At 46.0% G+C, this 19,426-nt stretch carries 18 protein-coding genes; 6 read left to right on the top strand and 12 right to left on the bottom strand.

Annotated elements, in window-relative coordinates:
- Positions 1–101: 101 nt before the first annotated feature.
- Both PAEAM_RS01185 and PAEAM_RS01180 read right to left on the bottom strand, forming a co-directional pair.
- The gene (locus PAEAM_RS01185) at positions 102–887 is read right to left on the bottom strand and encodes a sirohydrochlorin chelatase (protein WP_100526327.1); all 786 of its coding nucleotides are present in this window, start codon (positions 885–887) and stop codon (positions 102–104) included.
- 1 nt (position 888) lies between these two features.
- A complete protein-coding gene (locus tag PAEAM_RS01180) occupies positions 889–1,179 on the bottom strand; it encodes a YerC/YecD family TrpR-related protein (protein ID WP_017690665.1) in 291 nt (96 codons plus the stop codon).
- A gap of 452 nt (positions 1,180–1,631) precedes the next feature.
- Here PAEAM_RS01180 and PAEAM_RS01175 point away from each other — a divergent pair, with 452 nt between their 5' ends.
- The gene (locus PAEAM_RS01175) at positions 1,632–2,267 is read left to right on the top strand and encodes a tyrosine protein kinase (protein ID WP_133120398.1); all 636 of its coding nucleotides are present in this window, start codon (positions 1,632–1,634) and stop codon (positions 2,265–2,267) included.
- Between the two features lie 133 nt (positions 2,268–2,400).
- Positions 2,401–3,489 (top strand): DNA alkylation repair protein, encoded by a 1,089-nt coding sequence (locus PAEAM_RS01170; protein WP_100526325.1) that lies wholly within the window; start codon positions 2,401–2,403, stop codon positions 3,487–3,489.
- A gap of 396 nt (positions 3,490–3,885) precedes the next feature.
- Here PAEAM_RS01170 and PAEAM_RS01165 read toward each other — a convergent pair whose 3' ends face one another.
- From PAEAM_RS01165 to PAEAM_RS01145, 5 genes are all read right to left on the bottom strand, one after another.
- Entirely contained in the window at positions 3,886–4,347 is a 462-nt protein-coding gene (locus PAEAM_RS01165) for a DIP1984 family protein (protein ID WP_036668384.1), read from the bottom strand.
- A gap of 128 nt (positions 4,348–4,475) precedes the next feature.
- Positions 4,476–5,435, bottom strand: coding sequence for a magnesium/cobalt transporter CorA (corA, locus tag PAEAM_RS01160; protein ID WP_036668386.1), 960 nt, complete (start codon positions 5,433–5,435; stop codon positions 4,476–4,478).
- Positions 5,436–5,784: 349 nt separating this feature from the next.
- Positions 5,785–6,774, bottom strand: coding sequence for an inorganic phosphate transporter (locus PAEAM_RS01155; protein WP_036606054.1), 990 nt, complete (start codon positions 6,772–6,774; stop codon positions 5,785–5,787).
- A gap of 14 nt (positions 6,775–6,788) precedes the next feature.
- Positions 6,789–7,409, bottom strand: coding sequence for a DUF47 domain-containing protein (locus PAEAM_RS01150; RefSeq protein ID WP_017690670.1), 621 nt, complete (start codon positions 7,407–7,409; stop codon positions 6,789–6,791).
- A gap of 317 nt (positions 7,410–7,726) precedes the next feature.
- Positions 7,727–8,800 (bottom strand): DUF3048 domain-containing protein, encoded by a 1,074-nt coding sequence (locus PAEAM_RS01145; RefSeq protein WP_100526324.1) that lies wholly within the window; start codon positions 8,798–8,800, stop codon positions 7,727–7,729.
- Positions 8,801–9,137: 337 nt separating this feature from the next.
- Between PAEAM_RS01145 and PAEAM_RS01140 the strand changes: the two genes are divergently transcribed.
- Entirely contained in the window at positions 9,138–9,680 is a 543-nt protein-coding gene (locus PAEAM_RS01140; protein ID WP_036606056.1) for a DoxX family protein, read from the top strand.
- A 155-nt stretch (positions 9,681–9,835) separates the two neighbouring features.
- Positions 9,836–10,048, top strand: a complete 213-nt coding sequence (locus PAEAM_RS01135; protein WP_017690673.1) for a hypothetical protein — start codon at positions 9,836–9,838, stop codon at positions 10,046–10,048.
- A 172-nt stretch (positions 10,049–10,220) separates the two neighbouring features.
- Here the strand turns inward: PAEAM_RS01135 and PAEAM_RS01130 are convergent, their stop codons facing one another.
- From PAEAM_RS01130 to PAEAM_RS01120, 3 genes are all read right to left on the bottom strand, one after another.
- The gene (locus PAEAM_RS01130; protein WP_100526323.1) at positions 10,221–11,006 is read right to left on the bottom strand and encodes a DODA-type extradiol aromatic ring-opening family dioxygenase; all 786 of its coding nucleotides are present in this window, start codon (positions 11,004–11,006) and stop codon (positions 10,221–10,223) included.
- Positions 11,007–11,109: 103 nt separating this feature from the next.
- A complete protein-coding gene (locus PAEAM_RS01125) occupies positions 11,110–11,940 on the bottom strand; it encodes an alpha/beta hydrolase (protein WP_036606057.1) in 831 nt (276 codons plus the stop codon).
- A 254-nt stretch (positions 11,941–12,194) separates the two neighbouring features.
- On the bottom strand, positions 12,195–12,428 hold the full coding sequence (locus PAEAM_RS01120) for a hypothetical protein (protein WP_047840502.1): 234 nt from the start codon (positions 12,426–12,428) through the stop codon (positions 12,195–12,197).
- A 412-nt stretch (positions 12,429–12,840) separates the two neighbouring features.
- On the opposite strand from PAEAM_RS01120, the gene PAEAM_RS01115 reads away from it, so the two are divergent.
- Positions 12,841–13,653, top strand: coding sequence for a DUF1129 family protein (locus tag PAEAM_RS01115; RefSeq protein WP_100526322.1), 813 nt, complete (start codon positions 12,841–12,843; stop codon positions 13,651–13,653).
- Between the two features lie 25 nt (positions 13,654–13,678).
- Here PAEAM_RS01115 and PAEAM_RS01110 read toward each other — a convergent pair whose 3' ends face one another.
- Positions 13,679–14,584 carry an AraC family transcriptional regulator gene (locus PAEAM_RS01110; RefSeq protein WP_100526321.1) on the bottom strand — a complete coding sequence of 302 codons (906 nt, stop codon included), beginning with the start codon at positions 14,582–14,584 and terminating at the stop codon, positions 13,679–13,681.
- Between the two features lie 300 nt (positions 14,585–14,884).
- The gene (locus tag PAEAM_RS01105; RefSeq protein ID WP_165789796.1) at positions 14,885–18,022 is read right to left on the bottom strand and encodes a copper amine oxidase N-terminal domain-containing protein; all 3,138 of its coding nucleotides are present in this window, start codon (positions 18,020–18,022) and stop codon (positions 14,885–14,887) included.
- Positions 18,023–18,338: 316 nt separating this feature from the next.
- On the opposite strand from PAEAM_RS01105, the gene PAEAM_RS01100 reads away from it, so the two are divergent.
- Entirely contained in the window at positions 18,339–19,307 is a 969-nt protein-coding gene (locus PAEAM_RS01100) for a hypothetical protein (RefSeq protein ID WP_100526319.1), read from the top strand.
- Positions 19,308–19,426: the final 119 nt, after the last annotated feature.

The following is a 19,426-nucleotide window of genomic DNA, read 5'->3' as shown; positions in this document are numbered from 1 at the left end:
TTCGACGTGGTTTGATTGTTTATGAAGCTATGGAGTTCAAATCAATTGATGCGACATTACTGCGAGCGATGCAATCACACACCTATGCCAAAGCAATCACTTCAAGAAGAAGCTTTAACTTCATTACATCTCTCCAGCAAAATCTGGATCTGACGCTCCAGCCACTGTCCAAGCAATGGATGTGGTAATAGTGTCTCACCGCTGTACACATAGTTCAGTTCTTGCAACCGACCCGGGATAACGTTCCTCGTGAAATAACCGGCACTCAAAAACAGCGGCGCCACAATGACTCGGTTCCCCCGCTCTTCGCTCCAGTACTTCACTTTGTCGTACACACTCTCCGGATTCAGCAATGCATAATCCGTATGGGCTACATCACTAACTTCCTGCACACGCTCTGCAAGGGAAGAAATTCCGGCTTCCCAACGCTCGCGAAAACCATCATGAATACTCCCATGGCCAACCAGCAGAATCGTTTCTTCCTCCGGTTGCTGCGACAGTAATCGGACTTTGTCCCACACCATCACGGCAATATCTGGATCGTTATCCACCGGATAACCGAAGTGAACCCGAGCCTTCACATCGAACGGTTCCAGATCCGTTTCGCGATCAGGTGTTTCCTTTGCACCAATGGCATATTCAATTTCATCCACATGTGTACTCCCGGACGAAACAAATAGAGGTACAACCAGAATATCGGTTACGCCTTGGGCTTCCAGTCGGTCGATACCGTCCTGGATCAGGCGTCCTTCCACAAGTTCAAGAAAACCGGCTTCAACCGGTAATGGAACAGGCAGATTCAACCGGGAGATCGCGTCATCGACGGATTCCACCCAGGTCTGCTCCTGTGAACCGTGACTGATGATGAGTACACCCGGCTTCTTCATGTTAGCGTCCCAGGCGTTCCAGCGTCATTTTATAACCATCATTACCGTAATTCAGGCAGCGTTTCACACGTGAAATTGTAGCTGTACTCGCACCTGTCTCTGCTTCAATCTGGTTATACGTATTGCCTTTACCCAACATACGAGCCACTTCCAGCCGCTGGGACATGGATTGGATCTCGTTAACTGTGCAGAGGTCATCAAAGAACACATAACACTCTTCAATATCTTTTAGCGTCAAAATAGCCTCGAATAGTTGTTCAATGCTTTTATCATTTAGCTTTTTCAGCTGCATTTCATCATCATCCCCTAGCGGTTACTGTGTACCTACATTGTACTCACCCTGAGTTGGTATTTCAAGCGTTACCGATTTCACGCACTACAGAATAAAAATACATGTTACCGCTTACAAAAGGTACTATTGTCCTCCCCTCGCGTACATCGGGCGAAATTTCCGCGCTTTTTCCCAGTTTTCACCTGTATATATCCGATTACTTATGTAGGATTTCAATCCTTCTAAATGTGACAATTTTGTGTCTAAACTGCATTTTACTCTTCGTGAACCTGCCATCTTACATGCGCCCAAATCCGCAAATATCCCGTTTTCCGGGATACCCGCCTACGCCGTCTCTCCGCGAATGACATACAGTATAACAAAAGGGAGTTCCACAAGGGTCTATGATGTACATCTGTCATGCAACTCATGGAACGCAATTCCGAAATCCAATAGAAGGAACGTGATTGTTCATGCCACAGCATTATTATCACCGCCAGCCAGCACCAGGGCAGCGTCCGTCTTCTCATGCTCATCGGCAGGCACATACTTCTGCCTATATGCCGCCCGGTGTGGTTCCGCGGTCTTTGAATGAAACCCAGATCCAACCGATGTATCCTGGAGTAGAGCCCCATTACCCGAGCTTCGGTGAAGTCGAAGCTTCTGCAGTCGTACCGTATGGGCAAGGTGCTCCAGGAGGGAACTTTTATGGAGGTGCAGCTCAGGTTCTTCCCCCAGCTCCGGTACCGGCGCCTGCTACTGGCAGTTCCGGCTTTTCATTAGCCAACATCGGTGAGTTAAAAGGAATGATCGACCGCTTCGGGGGTATTGATGGAATCATGACTGGAATAGGAAAAATGCAAAAGGTCGTCGGTGGGATCCAGCAGATGGCTCCGATGATGAAACTTGTTATGGGCATTCTGCCTTTTGGAAAAGGAAAAACGGATAGCAGCGCGGCCGATGCAGACTATGAAGAATATAAGCCGTCCCGCAAACGCAAAAACAAACGTCGGAACAAAGCAACGAATGTTCCACGTCGCCGTAATACGACTCCAACCCGTCGCAAATCCAATTCCACGAAGCGCCGTCCCAAAAGTCACAAAGGTTAAGAAGATTCAGGCACCCCCTTACAGAAGGCGGGTGCCTTAACACCGTCCATCCGTATACAAATAAATTTCAGGAACTTACGTTCTTATTTCTGTAATTTGAGGTATACTGGATAGTAACTAAAGGAGGCGGACCATGGAACTTATCAAAGATAAATACACTCCCGCATTAATCGATCGGACCGGCGAACAGATGCGTCAATTCTACCCGAAGCTGGATACACAGCAATTTCATGAATTGGTTTTCGCTGAAGGCTGGGAACAGTTGGAATTCAAAGCGCGCATTCGCAGAATCACATTGGCTTTGACCCAGGTACTGCCGGACAATTATGAGGAAGCATTACATATTATCGAACAAGCCGCCCCTACGATGAGAGGCGTTGAATATCTATTTGTACCGGATTTTATCGAAGTGAACGGACTTGACCCAGAGGATTACGAGTTATCCATGAAGTATCTGACCCTCTTCACACCTTATTCCAGCTCGGAGTTCGCGGTACGCCCGTTTATTGAACATTATCCAATCCAAACGATGAAACATATGATGGCGTGGGCAGAGAGCAACAACGAGCATATCCGCAGACTTGCCAGTGAGGGCAGCCGGCCACGTTTGCCATGGGGTGCGAAACTCCAGAACTTTATCACTGATCCAACACCTGTACTTCCGATTCTGCATGTATTGAAACAGGACGAGTCCCTCTATGTTCGCAAAAGTGTCGCCAATCATCTGAATGACATCTCCAAGGACCACCCTGAACTGGTTATGGATCTGGCCACGACATGGTACGGACAACATGTACACACAGACTGGATTGTCCGGCATGCCAGCAGGTCATTACTGAAGAAAGGACATAGCAAAGCACTGAGTCTTTTTGGTTATAACCAGCAGGATGCAATTCACATTGAGCAGCTTCAGCTTGCCCAGGATACGATCTCCATTGGCGAGGATCTTCACTTTTCGTTTGATGTCGTTAATGAGAGCGGCGAGTCACAGATGCTGCGAATTGAATATGAGATGGGTTATATGAAGGCCAACGGCAAGCAGGCTCCCAAACGATTCAAATGCTCCGATAAAATGTACCCGACAGGCAGAACCAAGGTAGCTACTAAACAATCGTTCAAAGTCATCACAACGAGAAAATATTATGCCGGTCTGCATACGCTTACCATTCTTGTGAATGGCAAAGAAGCAGCTACAACTTCTTTTGTTCTTGAAATGGAGTAAAAGGAAGTCATCATAAGTTATACACAGCTTGTTGAAGCGGAATAGTTATTCACATGTGGATACATTTTTTTTCAAAACTTCTAATAGAAGAATCAGAAAGGCCACCTGGCAAGCATCATCTCCCGACATTTATTACTGCCCGAGATCATGGCCCAGTGGCCTTCTTCATATGTAGTTCAAACTGCAATTCCCCTTACCCACCCTCACCGCTATCCAAAGACCTGCATATGGTCGTAACAATTAGAAAGATACACGATACATCCATGCTGCGCATTCTTGTAACAATATTGGGCTAAATGATGATATGGGTTAGACATGGCCCAGCGTCTACCAGGTTTCCAACTTCCCGTTGGTGGGTTATGCTCGCTTCATTTGGATAGGGTTACCGACGCAGTTTTATTCCTCGATTAAGTCTATGGTCCAGTTCTTCTCCTGAATTTTAAAATCCAGTTCCCGGTAGGATTTCGAAAGGCTATCCACTTTTTGTTGAATATCTGCTATGTTCACGGTTCGCTCATACTTCACTTCAGAACGACTGTACCGATCCTGGCGAATGGACGCATTCTGCAAAACCTCGTTAAACGATGCTCTTTCTTGCATGATTCCATCCCGCTCTGCAAGGGCATCTGCAAGCGTAACTCCAGCTGTGAAGTCAGTCTGTGCATTGGTCTTATTAATTTTCTTAACCAATACCGTCAGACTTCTGATCGTATTCTCTAGGTCGATCATAAGCAACTGCGGGTCCTCTGCTGGCTGTTCACCTTCCTGAACTTTAACTACGCGTTCCAGACGTTGCTTGAGCTGAGCTATCTTCTTCTGCTCATCTGCTCGCAGTACAAGAGCCTCTGCCAATCTCATCGTATCCCATCCTTCCACAATGATATGTATGGATAATTCATCCAGAATCTATTCACATGTCGTTATATTTTACCTGTGGATACACGTTATTACAAGTTTATGTTACTAACATCTGATTACACTGGTTCTCACTTAAACCAGCCCCGTTTTACAAACCAGGCCACCATGCTTCCGCCAAGCACAAACATCAACAGCAGCACCGCACCATACCCAAACTTCCATTGAAGCTCCGGCATATAGGCAAAGTTCATGCCATAAATACCCGCGATCAGTGTGAGCGGCATAAATACAGTCGTAATCACCGTGAGTGTCTTCATGATCTGATTCATCCGGTTGGAGTTCAGGGAAATATAACTGTCGCGCAGGTCAGCGGTCATCTCCCGATCGGCTTCAATCATATCCGTCAGCTTCAATAAATGGTCATAGATATCGGTAAAATAAGCCGTATGTTCGCCTGTTCGCTGCACATGCTGGGAATTGACCACCCGATAGAGCAGATCCCGCATCGGTACTACCGTTCGTCTGAGCTTCAGCAATCGAGTCCGCAGATCAAACACCTGGTTCATCAAGTCTTCAACTGACTCCTGTCCACCCCGGTTCTCCAGTTCGGCCAGTTCATCCTCAATCGCAAATAGAGACGGAAAATAATGATCGACCAGCTTGTCCATCACCGTATAGGCTGCTGCCACCGGACCTCGCGCCCAGATGGTTCGTTCATGTGCATGGTGCAACAAGCGTTCCCACGCTTCATCCACTTCCTCCAATACGCCATGATGAAAAGACACTAGGAAGTTTGATCCGAGAAACAAGTCAACCTCCTCGGCTTCCAGTGTGGACGGGTTCAGTGCATGTAGCACAAGAAACTGCAGATTATCATAATAATCGAGCTTGGGCCGCTGCAACACATGCAGACAGTCCTCAATAGCTAAAGGGTGAAAATGAAAATATGTATCCAGCAAACGGCTTTCCTCTTCCGTTGGCTGGTTAAAATCGGCCCATACCCAGGCGTAATCGTTCAGATCCAGCTGTGTAAGTGGTACGTTAACGGAGACTTGATGTTCTCGTGTAATGGCGAGTGTACGAATCATAAATTAGACCACGTCCTTGTCCTGTATCTTTACGTCATTGTACAACTTTAACCATAGGTACGTCTCCCACGTGTCCAAAATATCCACAGACGCATTCAAACTCGACAACAAAAAAAGCCAACCCTGTTGGCTTCTCTCATTTCCCTATCCACAGTTCCCTGTATCCACAGGAATATCTTCTTTTGGTTTATCATTCCACGGATGGCTATCCACATATCCAGCCTGTCCACACGTTCATGCACAGGCGTCTCTTGATTTTGGTTGTATAATTGTCCACATATCCCGATATTCACACAGTTATGAACAGATTGTCTGGTAACCCCGAATTCGTTCGGGATAACTTCTCTTTTTAGAAAATAATCCAGTAGAGCAATCCTGCCAGTCCCGCAGTAATCGGAATCGTAATGAACCACGTAATAATGATACGTCCAGCAAGTCCCCATTTCACAGCAGAGAAACGTTTCGCGGAACCCACACCCAGAATAGCTGAGGTGATCGCGTGCGTTGTACTAACTGGAAGGTGAAGCAACGTTGCTGTGAAAATAACGGAAGCAGCTGAAATATCCGCGGCAAAACCATTAATCGGTTCAATTTTAAAGATTTTGGTACCCATCGTTTTGATGATTTTCCAACCACCGATGGACGTACCCAGAGCCATCGCTGTTGCCGCTGAGATTTTAACCCACAGCGGAACATCCAGATTATCCTGTACACCTGCTGCAACTAGAGCAAAGGTGATAATCCCCATTGCTTTCTGTGCATCATTCGTACCATGCGTGAATGCTTGCAGTGCTGCCGTGAAAATCTGTACCGTACGGAAACCTTTGTTCACGTTATGCGGACTGCGTTTGGCGAAAATATATTTGAGAATCGTCATGACCACATAACCGATGGCAAATGCGATCAGAGGTGATAACAACAAACCTCCGACGATATCAATGAATCCGCTCCATTTCACTTTATCAGATCCTGCGCCAACGAGTACGGCACCTGCAAGGGCTCCAATAAGTGCATGTGAGGAAGAAGACGGAATACCGAACCACCATGTAACCAGGTTCCAGATAATCGCTGATATCAAGGTGACTATGACGACCTCTATCCCGTTATCCAGCGTGGTGGGGTCGGTCACACTCCCCCCAATCGTCTTCGCAACGCCTGTGAACATCATCGCACCGACAAAGTTCATCACCGCTGCCATAAGAATAGCTCGACGCGGCGTCAATGCTCGGGTTGAGACCGAAGTCGCAATGGCATTGGCCGTGTCGTGAAAACCGTTGATGAAGTCAAACGCCAGTGCAAGGAAGACGACTATACCCAATACCCAAATCGTTGTTTCCATTATTCTCTGGCTCCTTAAGAATTACGCATAATGATGGATTCAAGCACGTTCGCTACGTCTTCACAAGCATCCGTTGTTGTCTCAAGACGTTCGTAAATTTCCTTACGCTTGATCAGTTCAATCGGATCAGACACGGTAGCGAAGAGATGTTTGATACACATGCGCAGCACTTCGTCGCCTTGGTTTTCCAGATCATTCAAACGAATGGTATACTCACGGATCGCGAGCAATTTTTTCTGGGACAGCAGATGGATCGCCTTCTGAATTTCGTAAGCCGATTGGCGCAAAATTTCAGCAAACTGTATGACGAACTCATCATCTGGATCTGTCAGTTGGTACATATAGAAACGGGAAGCCGTTGCTTCGAGTCCGTCCAATACGTCATCAAGTGTTGTTGTCAGCTCCATAATATCATCACGTTCGATCGGCGTGATAAATGTTTTGTTGAGTTCTGTAATGATCGTATGCACGTAATCATCACATTTCGACTCGTACTTCTTCATTTCATTAGCAAAAAGAGTCACATCCTGAAGGTTGGAAACATGCTGGGAGAAATAATCTGCCGCTTGAACAACCGTATCTGCCATATTCTCCAGTGTCTCAAAAAATATATCCTTCTTCTTCTTAAGCTTCATAGCTCTATCCCCTTTACGAGAAAAATTGCCGACAACCGATGAAACATGAAATGACAACCTTTGATATCTTATCATATTTGTTTCATGGTTTGTACAAAAGGTGTGATCCTTTTTTATATTCTTATCACATTAATCTGAAATGAATCTTAATTATTTGGAATAATGGTAAATTCAAGTCAAGATTTTACACTGCGTTTACAATTCGACATCAAAATTCGAAATCGACACGATTCTACTTTTCACGCTAAGGACAAATATAATGCCTTTTCGACAACAAAATGAATATATGTTTCATTGTTTTCTTTCATTACATCCTTTTATTGCTGCGCAGCCAGCTTCACATGACTGGAAAATTCCGGTTGATTGGGAACAATGCTGATAAAGGTTTTACCCGGTACAAGAGCAACTTCACTGCCACCTTGAACAAACCGTATAATATCCCCCTGCTTCTTCACCCACTGCCCACGAATCATCTTGCCCTTCTGAAACAGCATGGCTTCCCCGCCCTGTTCCAAATTAACGGACAACCGACCTACACTATCGAGCACCTTGTGATCTGCACCTGCCACAATGATGTTCGCTGCGCCAAGTTGAGTCCCATTATCCAGATCCTGATCTGCCTTGCCATTCACCATTCTCATATATCGTCCGCTAACTTCATCATAATCATACGTCACCCGGTAACTATCCAATAAATAATGGATATCGAATTGCTTCACTGCCTCTCCGGCGGATGTCGCACCTTCTTCGTTATAGATGTATACGGGAGACTTGAAATCATGGCTGTAACCCTTAATATCTGACCCTTCTCTCAGCTTGTCCGCTGAAGTATACAGATTATGTGGGGCTTTACGATCCGAGGAACGCCAGAAGTAAGGTCCACCATTCGAGATTTCATCCATATGCTGTTTCTGCTGCCTTTGCAAAATGGAATACGCCTCCGGACTGCCTCCGGCGTGAACAAGTACCCCATCATAACTCTCGCCGAGCTCAATTAGATATGGACGTATACTGCGAACGGGTCCAACCGTCTCCGCACCGCCTTCACTCTGGAAGATGGCTATGAAACGGGTAATGCCTCCCTCAGCGAGAACTTCAAGAATGATATCGGCTGAACTTAGACCCGATTGGGGCCGAGCTGCGGGTGCATTATTAATCATTACGGCGAGTGGTCGACGCGTAATCGCTTCATCTACAGGCAGACCCGTCAGAGGTGCTGTATAGAGAGACGTGTTGGACTCCTCGACGTGTTCTTCTTGTACTGGTGCAGGTGTCGGTTCTGGCTGAACTGGCATCTGCGCCACCTCCTGGTTTTGGCAGGCAACAAGACTTAGTGAGAGAATAAACAGAGATGCAGCCGATGCTGCTTTGTTCCATTTAAAAAGCTTCAATAGAGGACCTCCTGAACGATATGGCCTGGTTCTAAGTTGTGATATATGTCTCATGTGGGCAACCATTTCACGTATTTCTTTCCATTTAATCACACCCCATCCGATTTGTCTGCGCCTAGAAGGCCTTGATACAGCTTGAAATTCACATTTGAAACAGCATATAGCTAGAAAAATATGTCCTAAATGTGAACTTCTCAAACCTTACTTAAAATTTGAACTAGATTGTGATTTTAATCACAAACAAAACAACTTTTGAACTATACAATAAAGACATCAAAGGTGATCACTTAGAAAAACAAAAACAACACACACTAGATTCCATGAAGGAGTGGTTCATATGTTCAGCACAAACCAATGGCTTAGAGAAAACAAAGTAGCAATGTGGATTTTGACAGTACTTCGGGTGTATATCGGTTATGATTGGATGACTCACGGATGGAGCAAATTGACTGGCGGATTCCAAGCTGGCGGGTTCTTGGCCGGTGCGGTAGAAAAAGCAACAGGTGATCATCCAGCAGTTCAAGCATGGTGGGCAACGTTCCTTGAGAAATTCGCAGTACCAAACGCAGGACTGTTCGACTTCGTTATCCCATTGGGTGAATTCCTTGTAGGTTTGGGTCTCATCCTCGGTTGCTTCACTACACTAGCAGCACTGATGGCTATGGTCATGAACTTCGCGTTCCTCTTCTCGGGAACAGTAAGCACGAATGCTCAACTGGTTGTAATGGAAATCTTCCTTGTCGTTGCTGGTGCAAATGCAGGTAAAATCGGTCTGGATCACTGGGTACTGCCTTACCTTCGCGGATTGTTCACTCGTAACAACAAAGGAAATCTTCCTAAAGACACACCAACGATTAGCCCTACTCAAAAAACAGCTTAAGCAATCATTCATAGAATTCTCGGCCCTGCTCCCAATCCCCCTGGAGAGCAGGGCTTTTTACTTTTCAAAATCAGCCTGAATGCCTGACTGACTTGCCCATCCACAGAAAATCGTATTATGATGAAATAAAGTTGAACTTCAAAGGAGTACACGATATGCCGACCCAGCGACGTCTCGAGACCGATGCGGACTTCCAGGAAGCCATGAATATGAAGTATAAGGTTCGAGTTTTTAAAGATAATCACCAGATTGACTCCGGTGGCATCATTATCCGTTTTGACAGCAACACCGTAGTGGTACAATCCAGTGTCAGTGAGCTCGCTTATCATTCGCGTACAGACTGTGAATTGTTCGAAATCCGCAAATAAAGATCTATTGCATGAATAAGTCCTCGTATTGAAAAAAGGTTACTGTAGCCCTTCAAGGGTGTACAGTAACCTTCTTTTGTTTATATATTGTAATTGTATGCATTAATACACGTTATGTTATCCGTACGAAACTGGCTTCAAGCACCATAATCAGGCTGTTGTCTGTTCCAAGTTACACGCCGTCTCCAAACTGCCAGCAGTTCAAACTGAGCGTTCCGTAAGGGTAAGACTGGAATAGACGCTTCGCTGATCGGGACATATCCGCTGTACCCATGGCGTAGAACAAAGGTGCAATGTGTTCTGTACCATACGACGGAACCGCCGTACGTGCATGAGGGGCTTTTTTCTCATATTGAAACAGTTCTCTTGTGTTCCACTGCTGCAAGCGCTCCCCAATCCAGTTATCAAATTCAACCGCCCACTCTTGCGGTTCATCCGTATTGCCCAGCAATCGCAAATTGTGAACCGTTCCACCGCTGCCAATGATTAACACATCATCATGACGTAGCTGTTCCAGCATTCGGCCAATATCATACTGTTCCTGCGGCGTACGCAGCGAGTCTACAGATACAGCAATCACAGGTATGTTAGCCTCGGGATACATATGGAGCAACGGTACCCATACGCCATGATCCAGCCCTCGGCCTCGAATCGGCTGATGTGCCAGATTGCTGCGGGTGAACAAAGCACATATCTCGTTCGCTAAATCTGGCTGCCCAGATGCAGGGTATTCCATCGTATACATCGTAGAAGGAAATCCGTAAAAATCATGCAAGGTCTGATGTGTATCATCCATCGTCACGGACGGCTTAGGACAATCCCAATGCGCCGTAAATACGACAATGGCTTTCGGAGCCGGCAGCCTGTCTCCAAGCTGGTTCAAGAAGTGAGTGTAGTCATTGCTCTCCACCGCCAGAGCGGGAGAACCATGCGCAATGAAAAGTGCGGGTAATGTCATTGCTGCCAACCTCCAGACACGGATAGAATGCTTACTCCTCTATTTTACCCTTAAGAAGGCGCTTTTCCAAGCTGACATCCCCAAACAGTTGTAATCCTGCCACTTATATCATCCAGTGCTGCCAATCCTGCTCGATCTTCTGACGTTCGCCCAGCCACTCTCTGGTACGCGTAATTAGCTGTTCCCGCTCTTTACCTGAAGAGAAGGTGTGATCGCCCTGGAAGATGATCTCCTTGTCACAGCGGCCCTCTTGGCGCATCCAGAATACCTTTTGATACAGGAATGCGTAGTCTACAGGAATAATCTCATCTGACGTGCCATGCACGACGAGTACATCTCCGCTAAACTTAACTGCTTCCTGGAATGGCTGTTGTTCAGCAAGAGACTCGAAGAACGTTGGTGTGAATTTGTATCCCAGATAATCAGCCGCACCCAGTTTCACGCCTTCATCGTATACTTCCCGTCCCGTAATCTTCACGATATCATTGAATGGATAACCCACGGAGGACCACATAACCAGGTTTTTGACACGTTTGTCACGTACAGCAGTTAGCAATGCAACGGCACCACCCAGACTATGACCAATCAGCGTAACACGCGTAGGATCTACATCACTGCAATTCACCGCGTAATCCAGCACCGAACGAGTCTGCAGCACCATGGACTCCAGTCCCTCCGCTCCGTACTCCCCACTGCTCTCTCCGCAACCGATATAATCGAAACGCAGGACCAGATAACCGTCTTCAGCCAGCTCCCGTGCAGTCTTTACAAACAAACGATCCACGCCGATCCGGCTACCAACGAAGCCGTGGCAGATGACCGCCAGAGGTACGCGCTGCTGACTCTTCTCCTCCTTGATATCTTTCACAACCGGATAATGAATCGTGGCTGTTAATTCTTCTTGTCCATGACGGATACTGATCTGACGTTCCATACCGATTTCCCCTTTCAACGCTTAGCCTGTTGAGCTTCATTTATTAAATATATATAATCCGATAAGTTTAGTGTGTATTAAGATGTTATTCATATATTATCATCCCGTACCCTGCAAGTCAACGTAAGTAAGAACCCTTTCTACGTCGACTACCAATCTACATTTTATCGGATAATAAGCAAAAAAAAATGAGCCACGCTGATGACAGCTGGCCCGGATATCGTTTGGAATTCAAACCAAGTGTTGCAGGATCGTTATTCGTAGCTTCTACGGAACATCTCGTGGGTCTCCACCCGTCCATTCCACTCATGCTCATGACCCGAATCACTATTGTCCCAGAAACTTCTTCCCTTCAAATTTCCATCTGTCAGTTCTTCTGCATACTCCGTATCCTCCAGGTTCTCTTCAAAGGATACAACTTCGTCCACGACTCCACGGGAGTTGCTGTTCAGTAGCAGCTTCCGCGTCAATTCTGTTTGTTTATCCATAACAAGCACACTCCAATCTTGGATTTCTGTTGGAAATGCTACTATTGTGATGGAATCGGCTGCTCTTTATGCATACTTCACACAATCGTTAGATCTGGGAGGCGTGAGGGTATTTTTTCACATGAACGGGGGAAAATAAACGAACAAACATAGGCAGCATATGCCTCGGAATCCTTCTGCCGAAAGGAATGAATTCATGGAACATCTACTGGAATGGATTCAACATCACGGTAAACTGGTGCTGTTATGCACCTGTGTTATACTGGCCTGTGTATGGATATGGGTCCACCATGAGCAGCTTTTTTATAAGGAATGACTTTGCGAAACGAGAGCCCTTCCCGTATACTAAAATACCGTCAGGGTCTTCAGTCAATTGGAAGATCAGAACGTGTGTAGACAGGGGGAGCAATCATTGGGGATTTCCTATAAGAAGCTTAAAGAAATACAGAATCGGCAAATAACTGAGATGAGTCGAATGACACCTGAACATGTGAAACTGTATGACGAGATCAGCACAATTGCGCGTCATGCGCCAGCGGACGAGAGAACACAAGAAGAGTGGATACTCTCCGCAGGAAAAGCGATCGTACAGGCTCAGCGGGATAACAAATCCGCTCGCGAGTTATACGGACCTGATCTGGAACAAGACATCCATGCACAGCTCGGGATTACAAATACAGCACCGGAGAAGACGGCTGCCGTTGAGGTGGGTAAATCCAGCCCAACCCGTGGTAATAGTTCAACAGCTTCATCGAAAAAGAATGCCAACGCTGTAGAACCACAGCCAACTGAGAATCCAGAGCCTGTGAAACGGACACCAAAGTGGTATGCCATGATCGCTTGGGCGGCTTTGTCTTTTGTCATGTTGATTCAAGGATGTGTGGGATTGTTCGTGGGTTGGACTGGCGGAGATACGGAGCCGTTCCAACACATCAGTCTGTTCTCTCTGATCGTTGCGGCAGTTGGCGGTATCGCATTGGTGGAGATGCTTCGCCGTCTTGCTGAACGACCGGACGATGAAGGAGCGGACAAGAACACCGTACCTAAGGTTAACCTTAAGGGAATCATCATTTACATCGTCATCGTGGTCCTTGTGCTCTTTGTAGGGTATCCACTGCGTGATAAACTTCCGGTATTTGCACTGGCTCCGTGGGTGAGTGCAGTGATCGGAGTTGTGGGACTTGCAACGGTAAGGCCTTTATTTGGACAAAAGAAAACAGCATAACACGTATATAAGCGATTAAGGGGCTTCACGAATTCGTGAGGTCTTTTTCCATTTGGAGCTGGTTCCGATGTTTGATTCCTTTGCCCGGTGTCTCTCCAAACTCCCGCTTGAACATCCGGATAAAATAGTTCACTTCCATCCCTACGGTCTCTGCCGCCTCTCGCACACTTGCTCGTGGATGCTTGTCCATCCAGTCCGAAGCCTTCTGCAAACGTAATCGTTGCATATATTGATGCCCTGTCACGCCATAATGCTGGTGAAATAGTCGGTTGAGATGCTGCACCGAATAACCCACTGCGTCAGCAACATGCTTCAATAACAGATCGTCCTGATAGTGCGTATGCATCAATGCTACTGCTCGGATGAGTGCATCCTTGCTCGGATCGGTCTCCCGATTAGAGTGTTTTACAGCTAAGTCACGGGCCATCGATGATCCAACACCTCCAATACCGACATCAGATGGAATTTTCGATTGTGCTATATCTAAAATAAGCTGGTAGATAAGGGCTGATGTGTTCCACATCTCCGTTGCTCCTCGATCCAGCCCATGCCAGAGATTGGTCATCCGTGACCAGATGATTTCAAAACCAGAGATATGGCACGGCTCGTTCTGAAGCAAACCCGCGGATTGTAGTACCGATCCAGCCGATGTACCGCCAATACCGATATAACCCAGTTCCCCTTTGGATTTGGAATGAGGCACATACTCATGCGGAACCTCGGGTTCCACAATGAATAACTGCCCTGCTCCTATCGTCCATGTCCCTTTTCCCGTTATCTTGAACTGCCCTTCACCACCGCGTGACAAAAACAACTGATACACCGGAAATCCATCCGGTCTATGCAGAACTTTCTCTTCCTGTGTCCCCACACAATACAGGTACAGCGGCAACCGGGAATCCGGCAGGCCTGTCAAACGAAATGCAAGCATTCCATCATTCCTTTCGGCTCATAGGCTCCTACATAAGGTGAACTAAAGATATTTACACTGTCCGTTTCATGTAAATATTTAGTTCAATCTATATAGCCAACTTCCCTTTATTATCCATTATTTGTTCCCGATGTAACAATGGTCTTAGGAACCTTTTTGACAACAAGATTTTCAAAAAGCGAGTCTGAAATTCACGCCAGACGATTGTCGTTCATACATAATGAAAACACCCTTTCCGGATGGAAAGGGTGTTCGAGTTTGTTTCAGTGTAAATTTTTACATTCAGCCCTGTGGAGGTGTTTACCCCTCACTTGAGGCTGGTGGATTGGTAATAGACGTCTGCTCCTGTGTAGGCTGAGCTTTTTCAAGCTTGAATGTATCCGATGGGCCTGAAAGTGTATGTTTATTCGTTGTTGTATTTGCAGCAACTGAAAGAATATACACCTTATACTCGCCTCCTTCCACCAGATTGGCTCCAGTTGAATCTATAGCTGATTTCGTTAAAGTAACTTCAACCGCTGCAGGATTTCCAATTGGGTAGCTAGTGTTAGAGCTTGCTGTAGTAATATCCAAATTATCTGTTCCTTTAACAATAAAGATTCGGTATGCAGAAATCCCCGTTTCAGCAGTTGGTTTAGTAAAGGTAAGCTTATAACTCGCTTCGGTTACAGTACTTGTATTTTGAAGGCCTGTAATAGTAGCAGTTTGAACCACATTTGCTTGTGTAAAGATATTAAACTCATTGGAAGCAAGGGACAGATTGGAAGCACGTGATGTACTGTCCGAAACGGACAAGACAAACACTCTGTATTTCTGTCCAGCTACAAGGGCACTACCATTAATATCTCGATGTCCACCGTTTAGTACTACCGGACTGCCTGCATTGTTTTTGTTAATTTCAATAAAAGAATTAATTCCAAGAGCAGAACTTGTATTGAATCCACTCACTTGGTTAGCAGGCACAATCAGGATACGATAATTGGAGATATTGGTCTCGTTAGTTGCCTTATTGAAGGTTATTGTTACATCCGAAGGCGTTCCAGACTGTCCTTGATCTTTAACGGTTGCATTCACATTACTCGCCACTGCTACAGCGGAATTTGAAGTCAGTGTCACTATACCAGAGGTTGACGATATTGCATTCACTAAAGACGTGTTATTATTAACAGCCATCACGTACACTCGATAGCCTACATCATTACGGATCAAGTCACCATCCACTGATCTCGAACCATTAGACAAAGTAATCGTCTGGTTGCTTCCAGTTCTACTTACATACGTATAATTCGAGCTATTCACTGTATTGGCTACGTTCAGATTGAAGCTGCCTGCATTTGCATTTTTCACTACAAACACCCGATAATGATTCACATTTGTCTCATCTGCGGATTTAGTGAACGTCACACGCAGATCACGTCCATCTCCAGTATCCCCAATATCAGTTGCAACCACATTGCTCGGAGCTGTTACAGCCGCGTTTGCCGACAATGTAATCTGGGAAGAGTAACCAGACAAAGCATTTTGACTGGAGTTTCCGTTGTTGTTCACCGACAGAACGAATACCCGATAAGCAACATTATTGCTAATGGTATAACCATTGGTATCTACCGCATAGTTTGGAAGCGTAACGGACAGGTTACCACCCGTTTTGTTCACCTGCGTATAGTTGTTTGACGCATTAGCTGCGCTTAGTGTGAAGCTGCCCACATTAGCGGAACGAACTACATATACTCGGTAGGCAGAGATTCTGGATTCATCCGCAGCTTTGTTGAAAGAAACCCGCAGATCACGCCCATCACCGTAGTCACTAATATCCGCAACAGACAGGTTGCTAATAACTCCCGCGTTACCGGTCGTTGTCAGTCTCAGAGCTGTGGAGGAAGCTGACAGCGCATTGGTGTATCCATTTTGCTGATTGCCCACCGCCATCACAAAGATGCGATAATCTTGCAGATTCGTTACGTTATAACCACTTGTGTCCTTCATGGATGAAGGCAAAGTCGTTGTAATGTTGTTACCTGTTTTATTCACCGTATAGTACAGACTGGAGGACAGGTTACTCGCCGTTGTCAGATTAAAGCTGCTGGCAACCGAGTTGCGCACCACAAAGACGCGATAATTCGCCACCTTGGACTCATCTGATGAACGGTTGAAGCTCACCTGAATATCACGACCATCTCCATAATCCGAGTTATCCTTCACCTGCGTAATTACTGGAGAGGTTGCTGTGTTCACGGACAGCGTAAGTGAAGATGTTGCTGCGGACAGCTTGCTGTCTGTTGTTGTATCAGTGCTTACCGACAAGATGTAAACTACATATGCTGTACCGCTTTTGATCAATTCGCCGGACGTATCCCGTGTCGAAGAAGTCAGCTGGCTTTTCACTGCGGTACTGTTTCCTTTGTATATGATCGTTGAGTTGGCACTGGACACTTTGTTCGCTGCAGCCAGATTGAACGCAGAAGAATCCTTCGCTTTAACAACAAAAGCACGATAATACGTAATGTTCGATGTTGTGCTCGGCTGCGTGAAGTTAATCTCCAGATCGCGACCATCGCCATAGTCACTAATATCTGCGGCACGCAGACTTGTAACTGCCTGTACCGTGGATTTCACATTATTGAGCTTCAAGGCTTGGGAAGACCAGTTCAATGCATTTTTATAATTATTGCTGCTGTTACCAACAGTCAGTACATACAGGCGATACGTTTCATTGCTGTTAAGCAAATCCCCGTTTACGTCACGTGTCTGTGCATTAAGTGTCAGTTTCGGGTTGCTGCCATTTGGTGTAACAGATGTGTAGTTCGCAGAAGGTACGGCAGTTGCTGAGGACTCCGTGAAGCTATTCACATCGCGAGTTTTTACCAGCATAATCCGGTAAGCAGATACCGCCTTCTCTGAAGTTGGACGTGTGAAGCTCACGGTCAAGTCACGACCATCTCCGTTACTTCCGGATACCGAACCATAGATGTTCCATGCAGCATATTGTGTCTCATCTACTGGAGGTGTTGCTGTTGTCTTGATATCTACACGCTGATTGCGTGAGTTCCAGAATACTTTTTCTCCAAAAGCTTCACTGACAAAACGAATTGGAACCATCGTGTTGCCCTTAATCGTGTTCGCAGGTACATCCAGCGATATCGCTTCCCCGTTGATGTATGCCGTTTTGGAACCAAGTGTCAAAGTAACTTCCTGATCGTCGCGCGTTGCAACAATCGTTTTGGTTCTGTTCGTGTACTGTACCTTCGCATCCAATCCTTCAAAAATCGACCGCAGCGGAACCAGTACGCGTCCACCTTTCATGACAGGTGCCTGAGCAGATGATAACTCTGCATCATTAATATATATACTGATCCTCGCGGCTGCATCCATAACCGACGTTGGAAGTGCGGACATCAGCATGGCTGATACAGCCAGCGCTGACATTACCTTCTTCACTTGTTTTCCTCCCGCTTTCCTCATATCCCATATCCCCATTCTCGCATTTAGTTAACATCGAAATAGATTCGCTGTTCTTTTCATTAATTCCTGTATTTACCTATGCACAACTAAGACGTTCCGATCAGCTCAAAAGTTTCCAGTTGTACAAAAAATATTTTCTCAGAATTCTCCCTCTATCTTCCACCCTCCAAAAGTTAAAAATAACAGAAGAATTTGTCACCATTCCGCAACCACATCCTGCATCAATTAGGTTAATGTATAGTGACTAGTGAACAGCACCTATCATTTTCTCAACTACGGGAGGTTCATATCTATGACATCATCGTTCCAATCTGCCAAACGTAAAGGCATGCGCACCTTCATTACAGCCACCGCCATCCTCATGCTGCTCCAAACGGCTGTCGCTCCCTTATCCGGAGTCGCTGCTGCCGCTTCTTCCAGTACAGATACCAAAGTCACGACTGCCAGTTCAACAACGATATATAAAACATTTCAGTCCATGCTCTACAAAAAGAACGGCTTGCCTGCCGCGGATACTTATCTCGAATCTCATATCAATCAAGTCACCACTTATCATGCAACTCTGATGGTCTTACAGCTGGAGAATGCCCGCAACAAGGCGTTAACAGCCATGACGGACCGTCTACTGGTGCCTAATGTTCAGGACAAGATGATCAAAGCCTACAAGTGGAATGATAGCTTCACCCAACTGATGAGCCGCACCAACGACACCAGTCTGCGTGCGCTGCTCCAGCAGGCACGGGATAGCGGTTATCGCCTGGTTATGCTGGAAGGTTCCCTCTATCCGATCATGAATTATATGGCTTTTCAGAAATATATCTCGTACGTGAAACCAGACATCAAACAATACATTAATATTATGGCAGTTGAAACCAGCAACCTTGCCGCCGATGATGGTGCACTGGTCATTGGCTATCAGGAGATACTCAATCGCGCTTTGAATCAGGAACGATTCCTGAACGAATATCCGAAGTCCAATCGGGTACAACAGGTGAAGAACCTGATGAATAACTATACCTTGTATACCTTTTATGGCCTGAATAATACGCCTTTATTTGACTATGAAACGAACAAAATGACAGCCAATGCCCAGAAAGGTTACAAAGCTGTCTTACAACGTAACTCATCCGAAGACAGTGCCTTCCTGACCAAACTCGAAAAGTTCATGGATATCGTAACCGAAGCCAAATTCGAGAAAACCGCTGCTGTCGAGAAATGGCTAGAGCAGAATGTGCCGGTCAGCGACTACGCGAATTATTGAATTAATCTGCTCCCACGGTTAACACCCGGTTCAAATTCAGGCTAAATCCCAACAGATAACCACAACAAAAACCGCCACAGGATTCGCTCTGTGGCGGTTTTCTTCATGCTTTATCATCA

This window comes from Paenibacillus sp. GM1FR, assembly GCF_002803315.1.
GTDB classification, from domain to species: Bacteria; Bacillota; Bacilli; order Paenibacillales; family Paenibacillaceae; genus Paenibacillus; species Paenibacillus amylolyticus.
Note: the sequence above shows the minus strand (reverse complement) of the source record. Positions and strands in the feature narration are given on the sequence as shown.